General features: G+C 70.4%; 16 protein-coding genes. 8 read left to right on the top strand and 8 right to left on the bottom strand.

Annotation, left to right across the window (positions count from 1 at the left end; genetic code table 11):
- The first annotated feature begins 1 nt into the window (after position 1).
- The gene (locus ACIQJT_RS05180) at positions 2-2731 is read left to right on the top strand and encodes an alpha-mannosidase (RefSeq protein WP_402639990.1); all 2730 of its coding nucleotides are present in this window, start codon (positions 2-4) and stop codon (positions 2729-2731) included.
- 51 nt (positions 2732-2782) lie between these two features.
- A complete protein-coding gene (locus tag ACIQJT_RS05175; RefSeq protein WP_402639988.1) occupies positions 2783-5761 on the top strand; it encodes a glycoside hydrolase family 2 TIM barrel-domain containing protein in 2979 nt (992 codons plus the stop codon).
- A 254-nt stretch (positions 5762-6015) separates the two neighbouring features.
- Here ACIQJT_RS05175 and ACIQJT_RS05170 read toward each other — a convergent pair whose 3' ends face one another.
- Complete coding sequence (locus tag ACIQJT_RS05170; RefSeq protein ID WP_365462667.1) at positions 6016-6675, bottom strand: TetR/AcrR family transcriptional regulator; 660 nt, start codon at positions 6673-6675, stop codon at positions 6016-6018.
- A 584-nt stretch (positions 6676-7259) separates the two neighbouring features.
- Between ACIQJT_RS05170 and ACIQJT_RS05165 the strand changes: the two genes are divergently transcribed.
- Entirely contained in the window at positions 7260-9146 is a 1887-nt protein-coding gene (locus tag ACIQJT_RS05165) for an RICIN domain-containing protein (RefSeq protein ID WP_402639985.1), read from the top strand.
- Between the two features lie 148 nt (positions 9147-9294).
- Complete coding sequence (locus ACIQJT_RS05160) at positions 9295-9729, top strand: hypothetical protein (protein WP_402639983.1); 435 nt, start codon at positions 9295-9297, stop codon at positions 9727-9729.
- Positions 9730-9776: 47 nt separating this feature from the next.
- Here the strand turns inward: ACIQJT_RS05160 and ACIQJT_RS05155 are convergent, their stop codons facing one another.
- Complete coding sequence (locus ACIQJT_RS05155; RefSeq protein ID WP_402639981.1) at positions 9777-10568, bottom strand: MBL fold metallo-hydrolase; 792 nt, start codon at positions 10566-10568, stop codon at positions 9777-9779.
- A 78-nt stretch (positions 10569-10646) separates the two neighbouring features.
- On the opposite strand from ACIQJT_RS05155, the gene ACIQJT_RS05150 reads away from it, so the two are divergent.
- On the top strand, positions 10647-11276 hold the full coding sequence (locus tag ACIQJT_RS05150; RefSeq protein WP_402639979.1) for a CGNR zinc finger domain-containing protein: 630 nt from the start codon (positions 10647-10649) through the stop codon (positions 11274-11276).
- A 221-nt stretch (positions 11277-11497) separates the two neighbouring features.
- A complete protein-coding gene (locus tag ACIQJT_RS05145) occupies positions 11498-12673 on the top strand; it encodes a PP2C family protein-serine/threonine phosphatase (protein WP_365462854.1) in 1176 nt (391 codons plus the stop codon).
- A 138-nt stretch (positions 12674-12811) separates the two neighbouring features.
- Here ACIQJT_RS05145 and ACIQJT_RS05140 read toward each other — a convergent pair whose 3' ends face one another.
- Positions 12812-13282, bottom strand: coding sequence for a winged helix-turn-helix transcriptional regulator (locus ACIQJT_RS05140; RefSeq protein ID WP_402639978.1), 471 nt, complete (start codon positions 13280-13282; stop codon positions 12812-12814).
- Positions 13283-13486: 204 nt separating this feature from the next.
- On the opposite strand from ACIQJT_RS05140, the gene ACIQJT_RS05135 reads away from it, so the two are divergent.
- Both ACIQJT_RS05135 and ACIQJT_RS05130 read left to right on the top strand, forming a co-directional pair.
- Entirely contained in the window at positions 13487-14125 is a 639-nt protein-coding gene (locus tag ACIQJT_RS05135; RefSeq protein ID WP_402639976.1) for an HD domain-containing protein, read from the top strand.
- Positions 14126-14205: 80 nt separating this feature from the next.
- Entirely contained in the window at positions 14206-15210 is a 1005-nt protein-coding gene (locus ACIQJT_RS05130) for a GlxA family transcriptional regulator (RefSeq protein WP_402639974.1), read from the top strand.
- An 11-nt stretch (positions 15211-15221) separates the two neighbouring features.
- Here ACIQJT_RS05130 and ACIQJT_RS05125 read toward each other — a convergent pair whose 3' ends face one another.
- From ACIQJT_RS05125 to ACIQJT_RS05105, 5 genes are all read right to left on the bottom strand, one after another.
- A complete protein-coding gene (locus tag ACIQJT_RS05125) occupies positions 15222-15785 on the bottom strand; it encodes an SMI1/KNR4 family protein (protein WP_402639972.1) in 564 nt (187 codons plus the stop codon).
- Between the two features lie 151 nt (positions 15786-15936).
- The gene (locus ACIQJT_RS05120; protein ID WP_402639970.1) at positions 15937-16563 is read right to left on the bottom strand and encodes a TetR/AcrR family transcriptional regulator; all 627 of its coding nucleotides are present in this window, start codon (positions 16561-16563) and stop codon (positions 15937-15939) included.
- A gap of 77 nt (positions 16564-16640) precedes the next feature.
- Positions 16641-16970 carry a nuclear transport factor 2 family protein gene (locus ACIQJT_RS05115; RefSeq protein ID WP_402639968.1) on the bottom strand — a complete coding sequence of 110 codons (330 nt, stop codon included), beginning with the start codon at positions 16968-16970 and terminating at the stop codon, positions 16641-16643.
- A 105-nt stretch (positions 16971-17075) separates the two neighbouring features.
- Entirely contained in the window at positions 17076-17975 is a 900-nt protein-coding gene (locus ACIQJT_RS05110; protein ID WP_402639966.1) for an SDR family oxidoreductase, read from the bottom strand.
- Between the two features lie 56 nt (positions 17976-18031).
- Positions 18032-18787 carry an SDR family oxidoreductase gene (locus tag ACIQJT_RS05105; protein ID WP_402639964.1) on the bottom strand — a complete coding sequence of 252 codons (756 nt, stop codon included), beginning with the start codon at positions 18785-18787 and terminating at the stop codon, positions 18032-18034.
- Positions 18788-18903: the final 116 nt, after the last annotated feature.

The following is an 18903-nucleotide window of genomic DNA, read 5'->3' as shown; positions in this document are numbered from 1 at the left end:
GATGTCCGACTCCGCCGTGTTCGTGCCCCACTTCCACTGGGACCGGGAGTGGTACGAACCGTTCCAGGTCTTCCGGCACCGGCTCGTCCAGGCCCTCGACACCGTGCTGGAGACGGCCGAGGCCGACCCCGACTTCCGGTTCACCGTCGACGGGCAGATGGCCGCCGTCGAGGACTACCTGGAGATGCGCCCCGAGAACCGCGACCGGCTCGCGGCCCTGGTCCGCGAGGGACGGCTCGCCGTGGGTCCCTGGCTCATCCTGCTCGACGAGTTCCTCTGCTCCGGCGAGACCATCGTGCGCAACCTCCAGATGGGCTGGGCAGCCGCGGAGCGTCTGGGCGGCGCGATGCCCGTCGGCTACCTGCCCGACATGTTCGGCCACATCGCTCAGATGCCGCAGATCCTGGCCCGCGCCGGCATCGAGCACGCGGCGCTGTGGCGGGGCGTCCCCGGGAACGTCGACGGCCACGCCTTCCGCTGGCGCGCGCCCGACGGCTCGGAGGTCCGCACCGAGTTCCTCTTCGACGGCTACGACAACGGCCTCGACGTCCTCCTGGTGCCCGACCGGATCGGCAGCGCCCTGGGGGAGTACGCGGGGATGACGACCGAACGTTGGGGCTCGGACCCGGTGTTGGCCATGGCCGGTACGGACCACCACGCGCCCGACCCGCGCCTCGCGTCCTGGCTGCGGCGGGCCGCCGAGGAGGGGCGTGCCATCACCATCGCGACACTCGACGAGTACATCCGCGAGCACGCGCGAGACGAAGTCACCGCCGTCGTCACCGGTGAACTGCGCAGCCATGTGCGCGGGAACATCCTGCCCGGCGTGCTGTCGGTGCGGCTCGGCCTCAAGCAGCGGATGGCTCTCGCCGAACGCACGGTCGACCACGCCGAGCGGATGAACGTGATGTGCTCCGCGCAGGACGACTCCCCCTTCCTGGCCCTCGCCTGGCACAAGGTCATCGAGTCGACGGCGCACGACTCGGTGGTGGGTTCGGGCACCGACGAGACCTGCGACCAGGTCGCGGCGCGCCTCGCCGAGGCCGCGCAGACCGCCCGCGCGGTGCGCGACGCGGCACTCGCGGCGCCCGCCGCCCTGGTGCCCGCGGACGGCCACCTGGTCGCCAACCCGCTCACGTCGGCGCGTTCCGCGCTGGTCGAGGTGGATGTCGTGGCGCCCGCTGAAGGTGCGGTCCTGATCGCACGGTCGGCCGACGGTTCCGTGCAGCCCGTGCAGATGGTCTCCGAGGCGCCGACTGTCCTCAGCGACGAACGCATGGACGCCTCGCATCTGGAGCGGGTGCTGCGCCGCATCCACCGCCGCGAGCTCTTCGGCAGACTCATCGACCACTACGAGCTCACTCCCCACTCGCTCGTCTTCCACCTCGCCGAGGTCCCCAGCAGCGGTCCCTTCGACCTGATGGTGCTGCGTCGGGAGGTCGCCGCCGCGGCCGCCGCACACCCGGGCGAGTGGCGGGTGCGGACGCTGACGGAGGCCCGCGCGAGCGCGCTGGTGCCGGTGCGCGTCCCGGCCCTCGGTCTGACGAGCTTCCGCGTCGAGGCCGGCGAACCGTCCGCCGCCCCGGACACGCCGGCCGCACCCGCCACCGCCACATCGCGCACCCTGTCCAACGGCCTGGTCGAGGTCGAAGTGGCCGCGGACGGCACCCTGGACGTGACCGGCCCCGACGGAACGGTCCTGTACGGCGTCGGCCGGCTCGTCGACGGCGGCGACCGGGGCGACAGCTACAACTACGCCCCACCGGCCGCCGACGTCCTCGTGTCCGAGCCCGTGCAGGTCGCCGTCGACCTCGTCGAGAGCGGCCCGCTGCGCGCCCGAGTCCGCGTCACACGCCTCTACGCATGGCCGGCCGGCCTCTCCGGCGACCGTGACGTGCGCAGCGAACAGACGGTGCGGACGCCGGTGGAGATGCTGGTGGAGGTACGCACCGGAGAACCGTTCGTCCGTGTCTCCACCTCGTTCCTCAACCGGTCCGCCGACCACCGGCTGCGCCTGCACGTGCCGCTGCCCGAGCCGGTGGACACCTCCGCGGCCGCAGGCCAGTTCGCCGTCACCGACCGCGGTCTCACCGCTGAGGGCGGCTGGGGCGAGTACCCGCTGCCGACCTTCCCCGCCAGTTCCTTCGTGTCGGCGGGCGCGGCCACCGTGCTGCTCGACCACTCCGGCGAGTACGAACTGGTCGAGGAGGGTTCCGCCCTCGCCATCACCCTGCTGCGCGCCATCGGGTCGATCAGCGTCAACATCCACCCGCTGCGTGACGAACCCGCGGCGAGCGAGATCCCCACGCCCGGGGCACAGGAACTCGGCATGCGGATCGAGCACCGCTTCGCCGTCGTCCCCTCGGCGGCCGGCTGGCAGGACGCCCGTGCCGTCGCCCTCGCCGAGGAGTTCCGCAACGAGGTGCTCGTCACCCGAGGAACCGCACCCGGTCACGGACAACTGCCGCCTGCCGTGGCCGGTGTCCGGGTCGACGGTGAGAACGTCCACGTCTCGTGCGTCCGCCGCGTCGTCGACGACGCCCTCGGCGCCGGGACCGAGATCCGGCTGACCGTCCTGCGCGACACCGCCTCCACGGTCCGGCTCACCGGGGCCTTCACCCGGGCCACCACGGTCGACCTGCTCGGCAGAGCCCTCGCGCAGGTACCGGTGCACGACGAACTCGAACTCTCCCTCGGCCCCTGGGAGATCCGGACCCTGGTGCTCAGGTGACCGTCACGTCCCCGACCCACCGCACCTCTTGCCAGCAGAAAGCAGCAACTCTTGCCTTCCCAGCTCTCCGCCCTCGTTTCGGACGTCACGCCGGGGCGCGGCGCACTCCGCCCGGCCCGATCCTGGCTCCACTCCGACGCCCCTTCCCTGTCCCTGAACGGCTCCTGGCGGTTCCGGCTGTCCCCTACGGCCTCGGTGGCCGAGGACTTCGCCGCCGAGGACTTCGACGACCAGGACTGGCACGACATGGCCGTGCCCTCGCACTGGGTGCTCCAGGGCGACGGCGCCCACGGCCGGCCGATCTACACCAACGTCCAGTTCCCGTTCCCGATAGACCCGCCGTACGTCCCCGACGAGAATCCCACCGGTGACTACCGGCGCGCCTTCGAGCTGCCTGCCGAGTGGACGGACGCCGAGCGGGTCGTGCTCCGCTTCGACGGTGTCGAGTCGCTGTTCCGCGTGTGGGTCAACGGGGTCGAGATCGGCAGTGCCGGCGGCAGCCGCCTCGCCCACGAGTTCGACGTGACGTCGTCGGTGCGCCCCGGCGGCAACGTCGTCGCCGTCCGGGTGCACCAGTGGTCCGCGGCGAGCTACGTCGAGGACCAGGACCAGTGGTGGCTGCCGGGCATCTTCCGCGACGTCACCCTCCTCGCCCGCCCCGCGGCCGGCATCGAGGACGTCTGGCTGCGGACGGGCTACGACTCCGGTCGGGGGCACATCGACCCCGAGATCGTCGCCGACTCGACGGCGTTCCCCGTCACGCTGCGCATCCCCGAACTCGGCATCGAGCGGGTGTGGGCCACGGCGGCCGACATCGCGCCCCTGGACATCGCCGAGGTCGAACCCTGGTCGGCCGAGCGTCCGCGCCTCTACCAGGCCACCGTGTCCAACGCGGCCGAGACCATCGCCCTGCGCGTGGGCTTCCGCACCGTGGAGATCCGGGGCGACCAGTTCCTCGTCAACGGCCGGCGAGTGGTCTTCCACGGCGTGAACCGGCACGAGACGCACCCCGAGCGCGGCCGTGTGTTCGACGAGGAGCACGCCCGCGAGGACCTCGCCCTCATGAAGCGGTTCAACGTCAACGCCATTCGCACCAGCCACTACCCGCCGCACCCGCGGCTGCTCGACCTCGCCGACGAGCTCGGTTTCTGGGTCGTCCTCGAATGCGACCTCGAGACGCACGGATTCCACAAGGTCGACTGGAAGGGCAACCCCAGCGACGATCCGGCCTGGCGCGAGGCATACCTCGACCGCATCCGGCGCACGGTGGAGCGGGACAAGAACCACCCGAGCATCGTGATGTGGTCCCTCGGCAACGAGGCGGGCACCGGCAGCAACCTGGCCGCCATGTCCTCCTGGGTCCACGCGCGCGACGCCGGCCGGCCCGTGCACTACGAGGGCGACCATGCCGGCGAGTACACGGACGTCTACTCCCGCATGTACTCGTCCGTGCCGGAGACCGAGGCGATCGGCACCGACGGTTCGCGCGTGCCGCTGCTCGACTGCACTCCCGCGCAGGGGGCACGACAGCGCACGAAGCCGTTCCTGCTGTGCGAGTACGCCCACGCCATGGGCAACGGTCCTGGAGCCTTCGACCAGTACGAGGCACTGGTGCACGCACACCCCCGACTGCACGGCGGTTTCGTGTGGGAGTGGCGCGACCACGGCATCCTGGCCAGGACAGCGGACGGCACGCGGTTCTACGCCTACGGCGGTGACTTCGGCGAGGTCGTGCACGACGGCAACTTCGTGATGGACGGCATGGTGCTCAGCGACGACACGCCGACGCCGAGCCTGCACGAGTTCAAGGCGGTCGTACAGCCCGTCACGTTCTCCTTCGAGGGGGACAAGGTCGCCGTCACGAATCTGCGGCACTCGGCCGACACGTCGGACCTGCGGTTCCGGTGGCGTGTCGAGCACGACGGAAGAGTGGTGGAGTCGGGCGAACTGGAGGCGCCCGTCGTCGCGGCGGGAGTGTCGGAGTGGGTGCCGCTGCCGCCGGTCACCGTCGCCCAGGACGCCGAGACGTGGCTCACCGTCGAGGCCGTACTGGCCACGGAGACCGCTTGGGCTCCGGCAGGGCATGTGGTGGCGACGGCCCAGTCGGACCGCTCGGTTCGCCGTCCCGTCCCCGCCGTGCGCACCCGAGCGGACTGGCAGGCGGGCACCGGGACGCTGACCCTGGGCGTGGCGGAGTTCGTCGACGGGGCCTTGGTGCGTCTGGCCGGGCGTGCCGTGTCGGATCCGCGGTTGGAGCTGTTCCGGGCCCCGACCGACAACGACGAGGGCGCCTCCGACGAGGTCGAGACCAGCGACGCATCCGTGCCGGGTGTCTCGAACGCCGAGCTGTGGCGACGTGAGGGACTGCACCGGCTGACGACGCGGCGCGTGAGCGTCGAGCACGCCGAGGACGCTCTGCGCACCCTCGACAAGGTGTCGGCGGCGGATTCCGCCCTCTTCGTGATGGTGGAGTCCGTCTGGACGCTCGACGGTGGAGAGCTCGAACTGCGTGTGGAGATCGAGCCGTCGAGCGGCTGGAGCACGGTGTGGCCGCGGGTCGGGATCCGGCTCGGCCTGCCCGATGGCGTGCAGCCCGTCGACGGCGCCGAGTGGTTCGGCCTCGGCCCCCTGGAGTCGTACCCCGACAGCATCCGGGCGGCGCTCACGGGCCGCTACTCCTCCTCCGTCCACGACCTGGCGGTCGACTACGCCCGCCCCCAGGAGACGGGACACCGTTCCGGGCTGCGCGAGTTGTCCCTGACGAGCGGCGGCCGCGAGGTGCTGCACCTCGTCGCTCTGCCCGACACCCGCGGGCGCCGGCCCGGCTTCGTCCTCAGCCGGCACACTCCCCAGGAGATCGCCGCGGCCGATCACCCCCACGAGCTCCCCGCGTCCGCCACGACACACCTGCACATCGACGCGGCCCAGCACGGTTTGGGCTCGCGCGCCTGCGGCCCGGACGTCTGGCCGGACTTCGCCCTGCGCCCTGCGGCGTACACGATCCGGCTGCGGATCGGCGGGCCGAGGTGAAGCCGCTGAGGTGACACGGTCCGGTGACGGCGGTGCCTTTCCACGGGCAAGGAGCGGGAAGGCACCGCCGGCGTCACCGGACAGTTCTGGACTCAGCCGCAGGCCCGCGGTCCGCGGTCCGCGGTCCGGGACAGCGTGCGGTCGCGTCCGCTGCCTCGCGGGGCCACTGAACGCGTGGGCGAGTACGGCCCCGTGGTCGCCCTCCTCGCGACGACCGCCGCGCCATAGGAGCCGGATGCGGCTCTGCCGGTGACTCAGGTAGCGACCGGAAAGCGGTCCGGGGCGAGCGCGGCGAGGAGGGACTCGATGACCAGTTCCGTGGACGCCGCCATGTCGACGGTCTGCGGGTCGAGAAGCCACTGTGTCTGGAGCCCGTCCATGACGGCGATGACGGCGTTGGCGGCGTGCCGTACCCGGGCCTCGTCCGCCTCGCCGAGCCCGCACGCCTCGGTCATGGCCTCGGAGACGAAGGCACGCAACCCGGCGTACCGGTCACGGAAGTAGCCCTGGGCCGGGTGGTCGTCGGTGACGGACTCGGCCGACAACACCGCGTAGAGCCGGACGATGCCCTCCCGCTCGGCGTTGCGGTACGCGGTGTCGACGAGGTGCCGGAGAAACCTCAGCCCTCTCGGCCTCTGGGTGCCCAGTTGCTCGATGTCCGTCTCGTCGCGCAGTTCGAGGACGCTGGTGAGCAGCAGCGACTTGGAGCGGAAGTAGTGCAGGACGCCTGCCTGGGTCAGCCCGACGCGGTCGGCGATCTCGGCCAGGGAGGCGTTGTTGTAGCCCCGTGCGGCGAAGGTGTCCATCGCGATGCGGAGGATGTCCTGCTGCCGGCGTTGAGCTTCGGCACTGCGAGGGACGCGGGGCCCGCTCCGAGCGCCACGTCCGGCTCCGCTTGCTGACTGGTCACTCACTCGCCCCAGCCTACGCCGACCTTGCCCGCCCGCGGATGATCTTTTGACCATCCCGCAGCGTTGTGATGCAGACCACTTACTAAGTACTTAGTAAGTGTGTTTTCATGACGCCGTCATTCCGCTGGAACCCTCAGCCGAACCCGTGAGGACCCGCATGCCATCCCCTGTCGCCATGAGCGAGCGCGCCGGGCAGGGAACCACCCGGCGAGCCGCCAGTGGCCTGCGTCGACGACACCCCGGACGCGCCGCGTACGACCCGCCTCACGTCGTCGCGCCGGACGTCACTGTCGCCACCGGGGACGGCCCCGCCGACCTGACCGGGCCAGACGGCTCGCCTCTCCCCCGGCACTGGGCCCGTCGGCACGAACGGCCCCTCCCGCACGACCGCGAGTGACATCCGTTTCCTGCACGGGCCGCAGCACCCTCCCTGCCCTGATCGCCCTCCCGACCGGCCGGCAGCACCGTTCCGGTCCGTCGTCCCGAGTGCACCACCCTTCGAGCCCCGATCGGCTCGCACCTCCCCGCACGCTACGGCGAGCCGGTCGGCACCCCCACCTGTCACCGACCCGAAGGAGACCCGCACCGTGTCACACCGCAGCAGAACAAGTCCGACACGGACCGGGGCCGGCGCCCTGGCCCTGGCTCTCGCCGTCACCGGTCTGGGCATCCTGGGCGGCGAAACCGCGCAGGCCGCCGACCCCGTCGCCCAGGTGTGGATCACCACGCCCGACGGCTCCCGCAAGCTCAGCGCCGACGGCAGCCTGGCCTTCAACAGTTCACCGCAGGGCATCGACCTGCGCATCGACGCGAACCAGAGGGGACAGCGGTACACCGGGGCCGGAGCATCGGTCACCGGCGCCTCGGCGCACCTCATACAAGGACTCCCGCAGGACCGGCGCAGTGACCTCATGCGCTCGCTGTTCTCCACCTCGGGAGACGGCATCGGCCTGTCCTACCTGCGCCAGCCGCTCGGCAGCAGCGACTTCGACGCGACGAACGCCCCGCACTCCTACGAGGACACGCGCGGGCAGTTCTCCATCGACCGGGACAGGCAGGAGATCATCCCGGTCGTCAAACAGGCCCTCGGGGTGAACCCGTCCATCCGCCTGATGGGCACGCCCTGGTCGCCACCGGCGTGGATGAAGACGAACAACTCGCTCAACGGCGGCAGCCTCAGGCCCGAGAACTACGGCGACTTCGCCGACTACCTGGTCAAGACGATCAAGGCGTACGGTCAGGAGGGCATCACCCTCACCGACCTGACGGTGCAGAACGAGCCGGAGAACCCCACGAGTTACCCTTCGATGTCGATGACCTCGGCGCAGCAGGCCGACTTCATCAAGGTGCTCGATCCCAAGCTGACGGCGGCCGGCCTGCCGACCAACATCCTTGCCTTCGACCACAACTGGGATCACCCGAACTACCCGCTCGACGTCTTCTCCCGGACGTCCGGGATCAACCGCGTGATCGGTGCCGCCTTCCACTGCTACGCCGGGAACCCCTCCGCTCAGCAGCAGGTGATCAACGCGGGCAGGCGCGTGTTCTTCACCGAGTGCTCCGGCACCGACAGCAGCACCCCGGCCAACACCTTCGGCGACAGCCTGCGCTGGCAGGCCGAGAACCTCGTCGTGCAGAACATGCGCAACGGCGGCGAGACCGTGGTGACGTGGAACCTCGCGCTCGACCAGAACGGCGGGCCGCACCAGGGGCTCTGCGGCACCCGTTGCAACGGCGTCGTGGAGATCGCGGGCGGCACCGTCAACCGGGGCGCGGAGTACTACTCGCTCGGCCACATCAGCAAGTTCGTCAAGGTCGGCGCGACCCGGATCGGCTCCACCAGCCAGGGCGGGGGCGGTGTGCAGGACGTCGCCTTCCAGAACCCCGACGGTTCCCGGGTCGCCTACGTCGTGAACACCTCCGGCGGCGCCCAACGCTTCTCCCTCACCGACAACGGCCGATCCCTCGCCTACACCTTGCCGGCCGGTGCCGTGGCCACCTTCGTGTGGAACCCGGGTGACGGCGGCTCCACCGGACCGATCGACTCCGGCACCTGGTACCGAGTGGCGAACGCCGGCAGCGGCGCCTGTCTGGACGCCGCCGACTGGGGCACCGCCAACGGCACCGCCCTGCAACAGTGGGCCTGCGGCGACGGGGCCAACCAGAAGTGGCAGTTCCGATCGACCGGTGACGGCTACTACCAGGTCGTCAACCAGCACAACAACAAGTCCTGGGACGTCGACGGCGGCACCGGCGCGACGGCCGACGGCACCAGAGTCCATCTGTGGGACTACGTCGGCGGCACCAACCAGCAGTGGCGCCCCGAGTCCCTCGCATCAGGTGGATACCGCTTCGTGGCCCGGCACAGCGGAAAGTGTCTGGCCGTCGACGGCGGCTCGACCGCCAACGGGGCGAAGCTGTCCCAGCAGTCCTGCTCCGGCGCGACGGCCCAGTCGTTCAGTCTGTCCGGCTGACCTGCACACCTGCATCTCCTACCGACAGCGGGGTTCGGCCCACCGGCCGGCCCCGCTCCCCCACCAGGCCCCGCGGGCGCGCAGAGACCGGCATGCATGATGACCCAGGAGAAACCACTGCCGGCCAAGCGTGAACGACGAGGGAACCGTGACCTACCAACTCAGCTTCTTCTGCCGCTCCGGAGAGGAGGATGGCGACGAGGCACTTGACCGCCTGCTGGACCACCTCCTGGAGAACGGCGTCCCTCTGGTCGGCGAGTGCTTGGGGCCGTACGAGGCACCGGTGGCCGCGTTCAGGCTCGGTACTGGCCGCGACGGCAGCGACAGGCCGGTCGCGGACCTGTTGACGCTGGAGGTACACGTGGGCGTGGCCGAGATCGCGGAGTCCGTGATCGCTGCCTCGCCGAACGACGAACAAGGCATCTGGGGATGCGACTTGCTGGTCACCGTCACCCTCAGCGGGAACAACCCGGACTGGCCTCTGGTGGAACGCATCTGGGGTGCCGTGACGAGCCTGTGGGCGGCGGTTCCCTGGGACGAGTCCTCAGGGTTCGAGATAGCTGCCGGGACACCGCAGCACTGAGCCTCCACGGGCGTCTCGGCCGGTAGACGGCCTTGAGAGGCCGACGCTCAGTCCCGCTGGCCCCAGTCCAGGCGGTCGGCCAGACCGGCGGCGTCGAAGGCGGCGGCCAACTCGTCACGGCCCTCCGTGAAGTGGGCCCAGCTGTCGTAGTGGACGGGGACCACGCGGCGGGCGCCGAGGAGTTGGGCCGCCTCGGCTGCCTGGGCGCTGCTCAGGACGATCAACCGGTTGTCGAAGAGTTCGGGGAAGCGGGGGGCGCCGGCGAAGAGGAGAGCGGTGTCAAGGGGAGTGAAGCGCTCGGCGATCTCCCTGACCACGTCGAGGGAGGCGTTGTCGCCGCTGACGTAGACGGTCGGCAGGCCCTCCCCCGTGAGGACGAAGCCGACGACCTGACCGGTGACGCGCTCGACCTTCTCACGCGGGCCCGGTCCGTGTACGGCGGGGACACCGGTCACGGTGACCGTGCCGCCGTCGGGGCGGTTCAGCTCGACGGATTCCCAGTCGGCCAGGCCCTTGGCCCCGCCCTTGAGGCGTTGTTCGCCGCCGGGGGTGGTGAGAATGAGCTCGACGTCGGCGAGCAGGGCCCGGCCGGACTTGTCCAGGTTGTCTGGATGCTCGTCATGCGACAGCAGAACCACGTCTATGGAGCCGAGATCGGCGGGTGCCCCGCTGGAGGGGGCGGTCTTGGTGAGGAACCGGCCGTCGGGGCGGGCGTAGTCGCCCGGGGCGTCGAAGGTCGGGTCGGTGAGGAAGCGCAGCCCCCCGTACTCGAAGAGGGCGGTCGGGCCGCCGAAGACCCGGACCGGAAACGGATCTGTGTCTGCGGGAAGAGCGGACATGAAGCACCTCACGGATGAGAGTCTTTTTAACCGTGAGAAGAACGTAGTCGCTTCTCACGGATACATGCAAGGCTTAACATGAGAAACGTGAAAGACTCCCTGACCGACCAGCTCGGCCTGCCGCCTGCTCAGGGCGAGGAGGAGCACCTCTCCCTCGCCCTCGCCAACAGCGCGATCACGCTGACGGGCGGGCACATGGTCGATCTTCTGGGCACACCCGCGCAGGCCAACCACTGGCTGACAGAACGCGGTCTCGCCCCGGTCGACGCCGGCATGCGGGAGATGTGCGCGACACAACTGCGCTCGCTGCGCGAGCAGATCAGGTCACTGTTCGCCGCACGCGCCGAAGGGCTGGCCGCCCTTCCCGCCGCGGTCCGGGCCGTCAACGACGCGATGACCCGCGTTCCCACCGCCCCCTTGTTGCAGTGGGACGACAGGACCGGCCCCTACCGCTCCACCCCGCACCCCACCACGGCGATCGTCGACCACGCCCTGGCCACCCTCGCCACCGACGCCGCCGACCTGCTCACAGGCCCCGACGCGGACCGCCTCACCGCCTGCGGTTCCGCCCCCTGCAACCGCTACCTGCTCCGCCACGGCCGCCGCCAGTGGTGCTCCACCCGCTGCGGCGACCGCGCACGCGCCGCCCGCGCCTACGCCCGCCGCACGGCCTCCCCCGACGCTGCACCCGGCGACCACCAGCACTGAACCGGACGACGCCCGGGCGCACCGCCCTGCAACCAGTCGCACGTCTGCCGGCAGCCTTCTTCCTCGAACCCGTCCGAGCGCGCCGACAGGGCGCCTGGTTCCGACGCCTCACGTCACCCCGGGGGCAGCCGCCCGAGTGCGCCCGCGCAACCCCGGTGTGAGACTGCTGAACCATGGGCGCCAGACGGTCAGCGATCTGAGGGAGGCGCAACGAGGTGACGATGCCCGATGCCGGTGACGACCAGTTGCTCCACTTCCTGGCCGACTCGGCCAACCGGACCGTCGACCTCACCACCGCCATGGCCCGCTGCACCAAGGCCCTCGGACTGCATCACTCGGTGGCCTACCTCGCCGACATCCAGCAACGCCATCTGGTCCCGCTCACCGATGTGACCGCGACGCTGCCCATCGACGCCTCCCTGGCCGGCTGGACGTACCGCACCCAGTCCCTGCGTGTCGAGTCCGCGGAGTCCGGCGCGATGGTGGCCTGGTTCCCCCTGCTGGACGGCGCCGAACGACTGGGGGTCCTGGCCGTCCACTGCCCTTCCCTCACCGCCGCATCCCTGCACCGCGGCAAGGCCCTGGCCGCCCTCGTGGCGATGATGGTCACCTCCCGGCGCACCTTCAAGGACTCCTACGTCCAGCGCACCCGCACCAGACGCATGCAACTGCCCTCCGAGATGCTGCGCGCCTTCCTGCCGCCCCGGACGATCGGCAACACGCGCGTGGTCTCCACGGCCGTCCTCGAACCCGCCTACGAGATCGGTGGCGACGCATTCGACCACGCCCTCACCGACACGACCCTGCACGCCACCGTCCTCGACGCCATGGGACACGACCTCGCCTCCGGCCTGACCAGTGCCCTCTCCCTCGCGGCCTGCCGCAACGCCCGCCGGATCGGAGCCGAACTGCCGGAACTGGCACAGACCGTGGACGAGGCCCTGGCCCGATGGCTGCCCAACCAGTTCTGCACAGGCGTACTCGCCCAGCTGGATCTCGCTTCCGGCGTACTGCGGTGGTGCAACTGCGGACACCCCGCACCCCTGCTCATCCGGGACCAACGGCTGATCGAGGGCGCCTTGGAAAGGGACGCCGACCCTCCGCTGGGGCTGCCGTTCCTGCTGAGCGACCGCGGCCGCACGATCCACGAGGTGACACTGCGACCGGGAGACCGGGTACTGCTGTACACCGACGGCGTCACCGAGGCCCGTACCCATGACGGGGAGTTGTTCGGGCTCCAGCGGTTCGTCGACTACGTCATCCGCGCGACCGCCGCGGGGGAACTGGCCCCGGAGAGCCTGCGGCGGCTGATCCACTCGATCCTGGACGTCGAGACCAGCCGACTTCGGGACGACGCGACCATCATGATGGTGGAGTGGCGGCCGCGCACACAGTGACGCGCGAACGGACGCGGCCACTGCCTCCCGGCAGCCGCAGGCCTTCCCGACCGGCCTGACCGGCAATGCGGGCGAGAGCACCTGCACTGTCCATGCCCCACCCGTCACTCGCCACGCCGTCGTGGACCGCCCGAGCCCTCAGGACACCCCGAGTCGGGCGTCTTCGGTTCTGCGCGCCACAAGCTTCCCCGGCTGGAGCCGTTCCCCGCTCGGGGTGATGAAGGCGAGTTCCGCCACGGTTCCGTCGTCGAGGGCCGTGAAACGGGGTGAGGTGCCGTCGGCCAGGGGCCGGTGCGCTCGGCCCCAGTCCGCCAGAGCGGCGATGACGACGTTCAGAGCGCGGCCCTCCTCGGTGAGGACGTACTCGTACCTGCTCCGCTCACCCGGCTCCCGATAGCCACGGCGCTCGAAGATCCCCTTCTCCACAAGGGGCTCCAGCCGGTTGGACAGGATGTTGGGAGCGATCCCCAGGGCGTCACGGAACTCCTGGAACCGCGTCGCCCCGGCCACCAGTGCCTCACGGATGATCAGTAGGGTCCACGCGTCACCCAGGACCTCAAGTGTGCGGGCGATGGAGCACGTCGAGTCCTTGCCGAGCTTCTTGGGCATGTCAGCCAGCCTACCGGATGAGTTGCACTTCGCTACCCAGAGCAATGCAAGGGCACCCCAGCCCTGCCCTCACGCACAGCACTCATGTCCGCATCTGTGGGCTACCCGTCCGTTAGGACACTGTCCGGAACGGAACGCATGGGCGACGGTGGAGATGAGCCGGACGAACGACTCGTACTTCGATCAACGCCAAGAGGAGACGCCATGACCGAGACGATCGCCGGGATCACCGTCCCGGACACCCGCCTGGTCCGCGAGGCCACCGCGCTGGTGCGCCAGTCGGCCGACGACACGCTGTTCCACCACTCCCGCCGAGTGTTCCTGTGGGGAATGCTCAAGACGGCGGCCCGCGGACACGAGGTGGACCCCGAGCTCGCCTACGTCGGCGGCCTCTTCCACGACCTCGGGCTGACGGCCGACCACCGCACGAAGGACCGCCGCTTCGAGCTCGACGGCGCCGAGGCGGCGTACGGCTTCCTGCGCGACCACGGCCGCAGCGAGGAGGAGGCGCGCAATGTCTGGCTGGCCATCGCCCTGCACACCACGCCGGAAGTCCCCCACCACCTCGCGCCGGAGGTCGCCGTCGTGACGCTCGGCGTGGAGACCGACGTCCTCGGTCTGGAGCTCGATCAGATCACCCCGGAGCAGCGCGCGGAGGTGGTCGCCGCCCACCCGCGACCGGATTTCAAGAACCGCATCCTCCAGGCCTTCTACGACGGCATGGCCGACCGGCCCGACACCACGTTCGGCACCATGAACGACGATGTCCTCGCGCACTTCGACCCCGGCTTCGAGCGCAAGGACTTCGTCACCGTCATCCGGACGAACGCCTGGCCCGAATGAGATGATCGCCGACCGGCTCGGCGCTGCAGCGGGTCCGGGCGTCGAGGGATGCCCCACCACGGAAAGGAGCCGGCAACCGCATGACCGTCCATCGCGTCGCCTTCCTCGTGTTCGACGGCATGAAGATGCTCGACGTCTCCGGCCCCGCGGAGGTCCTCGCCGAGGCGAACATCCTCGGCGCCCAGTACTCGCTGCGGTACGCCTCGCCGTCCGGTGATCCGGTACGCACATCGATCGGTACCCACCTGCCCGTGGACGCGGCCGCGGCGGACCTCGACGTCGACACACTCGTCGTCCCGGGTGGCGATCTGCTCGCCACCGAGCCCATCCCGTCAGATCTGACCGAGGCCGTCCGAAAGGCGCACGCCCGCACCCCCAGGCTCGTCTCCATCTGCACCGGCTCGTTCGTCCTCGCCGCCGCGGGTCTGCTGTCGGGCCGCCGTGCGACCACTCACTGGCGCCACGCCCGCCTGCTCGCGCGTGCCCACCCCGACGTCCACGTCGATCCCGACGCGCTCTTCGTCGAGGACGGCGGCATCTTCACCTCGGCGGGTGTCACCGCCGGCATCGACCTCGCGCTCTCCCTCGTCGAGCGCGACCACGGCGCGGATCTGGCCCGTGAGGTCGCCCGCGGCCTGGTCATGTTCATGCAGCGCCCCGGCGGTCAGTCCCAGTTCTCCGCGTCGCTGAAGGGCAGCGTGCCGCGCACTCCCGCGCTGCGCGGGGCCACCGACCTCGTCTCGGCGCAGCCCGCGTTGGAGCACACCGCAGAGTCACTGGCAGCCCTCGTCGGTGTCAGCACCCGGCATCTCAGCCGGCTCTTCCACACCGAACTCGGCACGACACCCGCCAAGTACGTCGAACAGGTACGGCTCGATCACGCGAAGGCCCTGCTCGACGCCGGCCACAGCGTCGCCGAGAGCGCCCGCGCGGCCGGCTTCGGCAGCGCGGAGACCCTCCGACGGACCTTCGTGACCCGGCTCGGCGTCTCACCCGCTCACTACCGGGCCCGGTTCTCGACGACACGCTCCGCTCGACACCGCCCCCGGTCGAAGGAGCGGCCGGAGCACGAGGACCAGGTCTGAGGACGCGGCAGTCAGGCCGTAGCCAGCCATGCCAGGTACCAGTCCCGGAAGTCCGGCCCCGGTGTCAGGCCACCCCAGTCAGGATCGTCGAGCCAGACCTGGCCGGCGTTCCTCCCGGTGACGATCAGCCGGTGGAACGTGCCGCAACCGCACTCCCCGAGGACCAGACTCCCCGCGACCGAGTAGTTGGCATCATGGCCCTTGCCCGGCCCCGGCCACTCGCCGGTGTACGGAAACAGCGTGGACAGGAATCCCGCGCTCCGGCCCTCTTCTCGAAGGTCGTGCAGGGCCTCTTCGTCGTCCACTTCCTCTGCAAGGCCCAGGAGGCCGTAGTCCGGTCCCGCTCCTCCGTCGGCGACGTCCTTGAGGAAGCCGCGGTAGGAAGCGGGGAGCCGGACACCGTGTTGCTGCTCGAACAGCCGGATCGTCTCCTCCTCCAGAGGAGGCCGAAGCCGATATCCATGGTGTGAGGACCCGAAACGCCGACGTCCAGGGTCTCCTTGAGCCATGGCGGCGACACGGGCACGGACCGCAGCGTCGTCCCAGAGCCCGTGGCGGTCGACCTTGTCACTCATGACAGCACGGTACTGGCGTTCTGACGCGTCACCGGATCCGGATAGGCGGTTCGGGGCCGAGCCGATTGGAGTGGCATGTCTACCCCGCGTCAGGCGGCAGGCATCTGGTACGCGCGCTGGGACGCGGTCGTGCGGGCGGAGTCCCACACGTTCAGGTCGCTCGCGGTGACGGGGTGATTCCGTCGAGCACGTTGGAGACCAGTGCCACCACGAAGTCCTCCGTCACGGGCTCGTCCGGGATGAGCAACCGGTGGTACACGGCGCCCCAGAGCTGGTCGACGAGAACCTGGACGTCGACATCGGCCCGGATCTGGCCCTGCTCCCTGGCCCGCAGCAGGCGCTCCCCGGCCAGCCGCCGGCGCTCGGAGGAGTAGAGGGACCGGAATGCGGTGGCCAGGTCCTCGTCGGTCTGGGACTGGCCGATCAGCTCGGTGACCACCCGGCCCGCCGGCGTGCGGGTCATGATCCGGGCGAACGCGCGCAACTGGCTCGTGAGGTCGGCGCGGATGTCACCGGTGTCCTCGAAGGCGAGGGTTTCCTCGACGGCGTGGAAGTAGCCGTCCAGGGCGAGGGCTCCCTTGGAGGGCCACCACTTGTACAGCGTCGTCTTGCTGACACCGGACAGTCGGGCCACCCGTTCGAAGGTCAGGTCGGAGATGCCCTGCTCCAGGAGAATCTCCCCGACCACCCGGAAGACGTCCGCGCGAACCTCGTCGGCCGGTCGGCGGCCACGTCCCCGCGCCGGACGCTCCTCGGTGCCCTCGGCCTGCTTCGTCACGTTCTCTCTCCCTCGCCCGTTCCGGGATCGGCCCAGTCTAGGAAACCGTACGGTCTCGGCGTGGTCCGGCCGTCCGCTCATCCGATGCGCAGGTCCGCGATCAGGCCGTCGCTCAGGCGGAAGACCATCGGGCCGGTGCCGTTGTAGCCGTTGCCGCTCACCCGCAGGGTCACGACGTAGGTGTCGGGATCGTCACCCGGCCGCAGGCCGAGCAGCTCGAACCGGCTCTGGACGCCGATGTTGTCGGTGCGGTCCCAGTCCCGGACACCGTCGCGGCCGTGGTACTCACGGCCCCAGTCGTTCAGACGGGCGTCGGCGGTGAACGCGGCGGCGAAGGCCTCGGAGTCTGCGTCGTTGGTCGCGTCGATGAACGTACGGATCGCGGACGGCAGTTGTGTGTCGGACATGGTTCCTCTCCCTGCATTGATCGCGTCAGTGGGGGCGGCCGGCCACGCTCCCGCGATGGACCGGGGGCGGCGCGGCCGGCTGGACATCATGGTCCTCGTCACGCCTCAGGACTGCGCTCCCTTGACGTGGAGGAGTTCGCCGAAGCCGAGGCGGGTGACGAACTGCTCCTGGGCTCGGTGCAGGACCTCGTTGACCTCCTCCACCCCGGCCTGGCTGAAGTCGACCACGGTACGGAAGGGACGGGTGCCGGCCGGAAGGGCGAGGACGCGGACGATCTCCTCGGCCACGGCACGCGGATGGGCGTCGACCCCGGGCGGGAACAGTCCCTCCGTGGCCTCCTCGTTGCGGGCCACCATCGCGTCCAGCGCGGCATAGGCGCGGGTGCGCTCCGCGTCACCGGCACGGCTGGCGTTGGGGAAGTGGTCCGTCCCCTGAGTGAAGGGCCCGGGCATCACGATGGTGGTCTCGATACCGAACTGGCCGACCTCGTACGCGGTCACCTGGGCCAGCGCGTCAGCGGCGAACTTCGACGCCACGTAGGGACCGAGGAAGGGCGGCACCACCACGGAGGTGGTGCTGCCGACGTACAGGAGGGTGCCGGAGCGGCGGGCGCGCATGTGCGGCAGGGCCGCCCGGTTGACGCGCTGGATGCCGACCGCGTTGATGTCCAGCAGCCGCTGGATGTCCTCGGGCGTGAACGCCTCGACGTAGCCGACGTAGAGGTGTCCGGCGTTGTGGACGACCGTGTCGAGCCGGCCCGCCTCCTTGAGGACGGTCGCGACGGCCGCCTCGGCCGAGGCGTCGGACTGCACGTCGAGCTCGACGACGTGGAGGTCCTGTCCCTCGCTGCGGCCGAGTTCCAGAAGCTCCTCGGCATGGCCGGCGTTGCGGCCCCGGGGGTCGCGCATGCTGGCGTAGACGGTGTGGCCGGCGGCGGCGAGCGCACGGGCGGTGAGGTTGCCGATGCCCGTGGCGGCACCGGTGATCAGGACGACGGATGACATGGGTCTCTTCCTTCGGATGGTTGCTGGGAGGTGGTGGAGGGGTGGCCGCGCGGCCGTCAGGCGAGACCGCCGTTGGTGTAGAGGACCTGGCCGTTAACCCAGCGGGCGGGGCCGGCCAGGAAGGCGACCGACTCGGCGACGTCCTCGGGCTCGCCCAGCCGCTCCAGCGGCGTGGCCTTGGCGAAGTGGGCGACCGTGGCCTCGTCCTTGCCCTCGAGGAAGAGCGGGGTGGCGATCGGACCGGGCGCGACCGTGTTGACGGTGATGTCCTTGCCGCGCAGTTCCCGGGCGAGGATCAGCGTGATGCCCTGCACGGCGGCCTTGCTCGCGACGTAGGCGCCGTACGTGGGCAGTTGGGTGCGGGTGACCGACGTGGAGACGTTGATGATCGCACCGCCCCGGCGGACCCGGCGGGCGGCCTGCTGGGAGACGACGAAGGTGCCGCGGATGTTCGTGCGGTGCATCCGGTCGAGGTCGTCCAGGTCCATCGTGGCGATCGGCGCGAGGACCATGATCCCGGCGCCGTTGACCACGACGTCGATACCGCCGAACGCGGTCTCCACGGCGTCGAAGGCGGCTTCCATCTCCCGCTCGTCGGCCACGTCCCCGCCGACGGCGATGGCCTGGCCTCCGGACGCCTTGATCTTCTCGACGACGGCCTCCGCCTTGCCCTTGTTGCCTGCGTAGTGCACCGCGACGGCGAATCCGTCCTCGGCGAGCCGCTCGACGACGGCCTTGCCGATGCCGCCGGAACCGCCGGTGACGAGGGCGACGCGGGTGGCGGTGTTCGGGGTGATGGGGGTGGTGGTCATGGGTCTCTCTCCTCCGCTCGAAATGAACGCTGAGTCCATATAAGCAGAATATGAACGCCACGTCCACATCTTTGAGTGAGAAGTAGGCCGCACAGCCCGCGGAGGGCCCGCGGGGC

This window comes from Streptomyces sp. NPDC091972, from assembly GCF_044756385.1.
Classification (GTDB): domain Bacteria; phylum Actinomycetota; class Actinomycetes; order Streptomycetales; family Streptomycetaceae; genus Streptomyces.
Note: the sequence above shows the minus strand (reverse complement) of the source record. Positions and strands in the feature narration are given on the sequence as shown.

Bases quoted from the DNA above. Each gene is read 5' to 3' on its own strand.
- ACIQJT_RS05180 (WP_402639990.1), top strand. From the start codon at position 2: ATGTCCGACTCCGCCGTGTTCGTGCCCCACTTCCACTGGGACCGGGAG.
- ACIQJT_RS05155 (WP_402639981.1), bottom strand. From the start codon at position 10,568: ATGTCCGCTCTTCCCGCAGACACAGATCCGTTTCCGGTCCGGGTCTTC.
- ACIQJT_RS05150 (WP_402639979.1), top strand. From the start codon at position 10,647: ATGAGAAACGTGAAAGACTCCCTGACCGACCAGCTCGGCCTGCCGCCT.
- ACIQJT_RS05145 (WP_365462854.1), top strand. From the start codon at position 11,498: ATGCCCGATGCCGGTGACGACCAGTTGCTCCACTTCCTGGCCGACTCG.
- ACIQJT_RS05140 (WP_402639978.1), bottom strand. From the start codon at position 13,282: ATGCCCAAGAAGCTCGGCAAGGACTCGACGTGCTCCATCGCCCGCACA.
- ACIQJT_RS05135 (WP_402639976.1), top strand. From the start codon at position 13,487: ATGACCGAGACGATCGCCGGGATCACCGTCCCGGACACCCGCCTGGTC.
- ACIQJT_RS05130 (WP_402639974.1), top strand. From the start codon at position 14,206: ATGACCGTCCATCGCGTCGCCTTCCTCGTGTTCGACGGCATGAAGATG.
- ACIQJT_RS05125 (WP_402639972.1), bottom strand. From the start codon at position 15,785: ATGAGTGACAAGGTCGACCGCCACGGGCTCTGGGACGACGCTGCGGTC.
- ACIQJT_RS05115 (WP_402639968.1), bottom strand. From the start codon at position 16,970: ATGTCCGACACACAACTGCCGTCCGCGATCCGTACGTTCATCGACGCG.
- ACIQJT_RS05110 (WP_402639966.1), bottom strand. From the start codon at position 17,975: ATGTCATCCGTCGTCCTGATCACCGGTGCCGCCACGGGCATCGGCAAC.
- ACIQJT_RS05105 (WP_402639964.1), bottom strand. From the start codon at position 18,787: ATGACCACCACCCCCATCACCCCGAACACCGCCACCCGCGTCGCCCTC.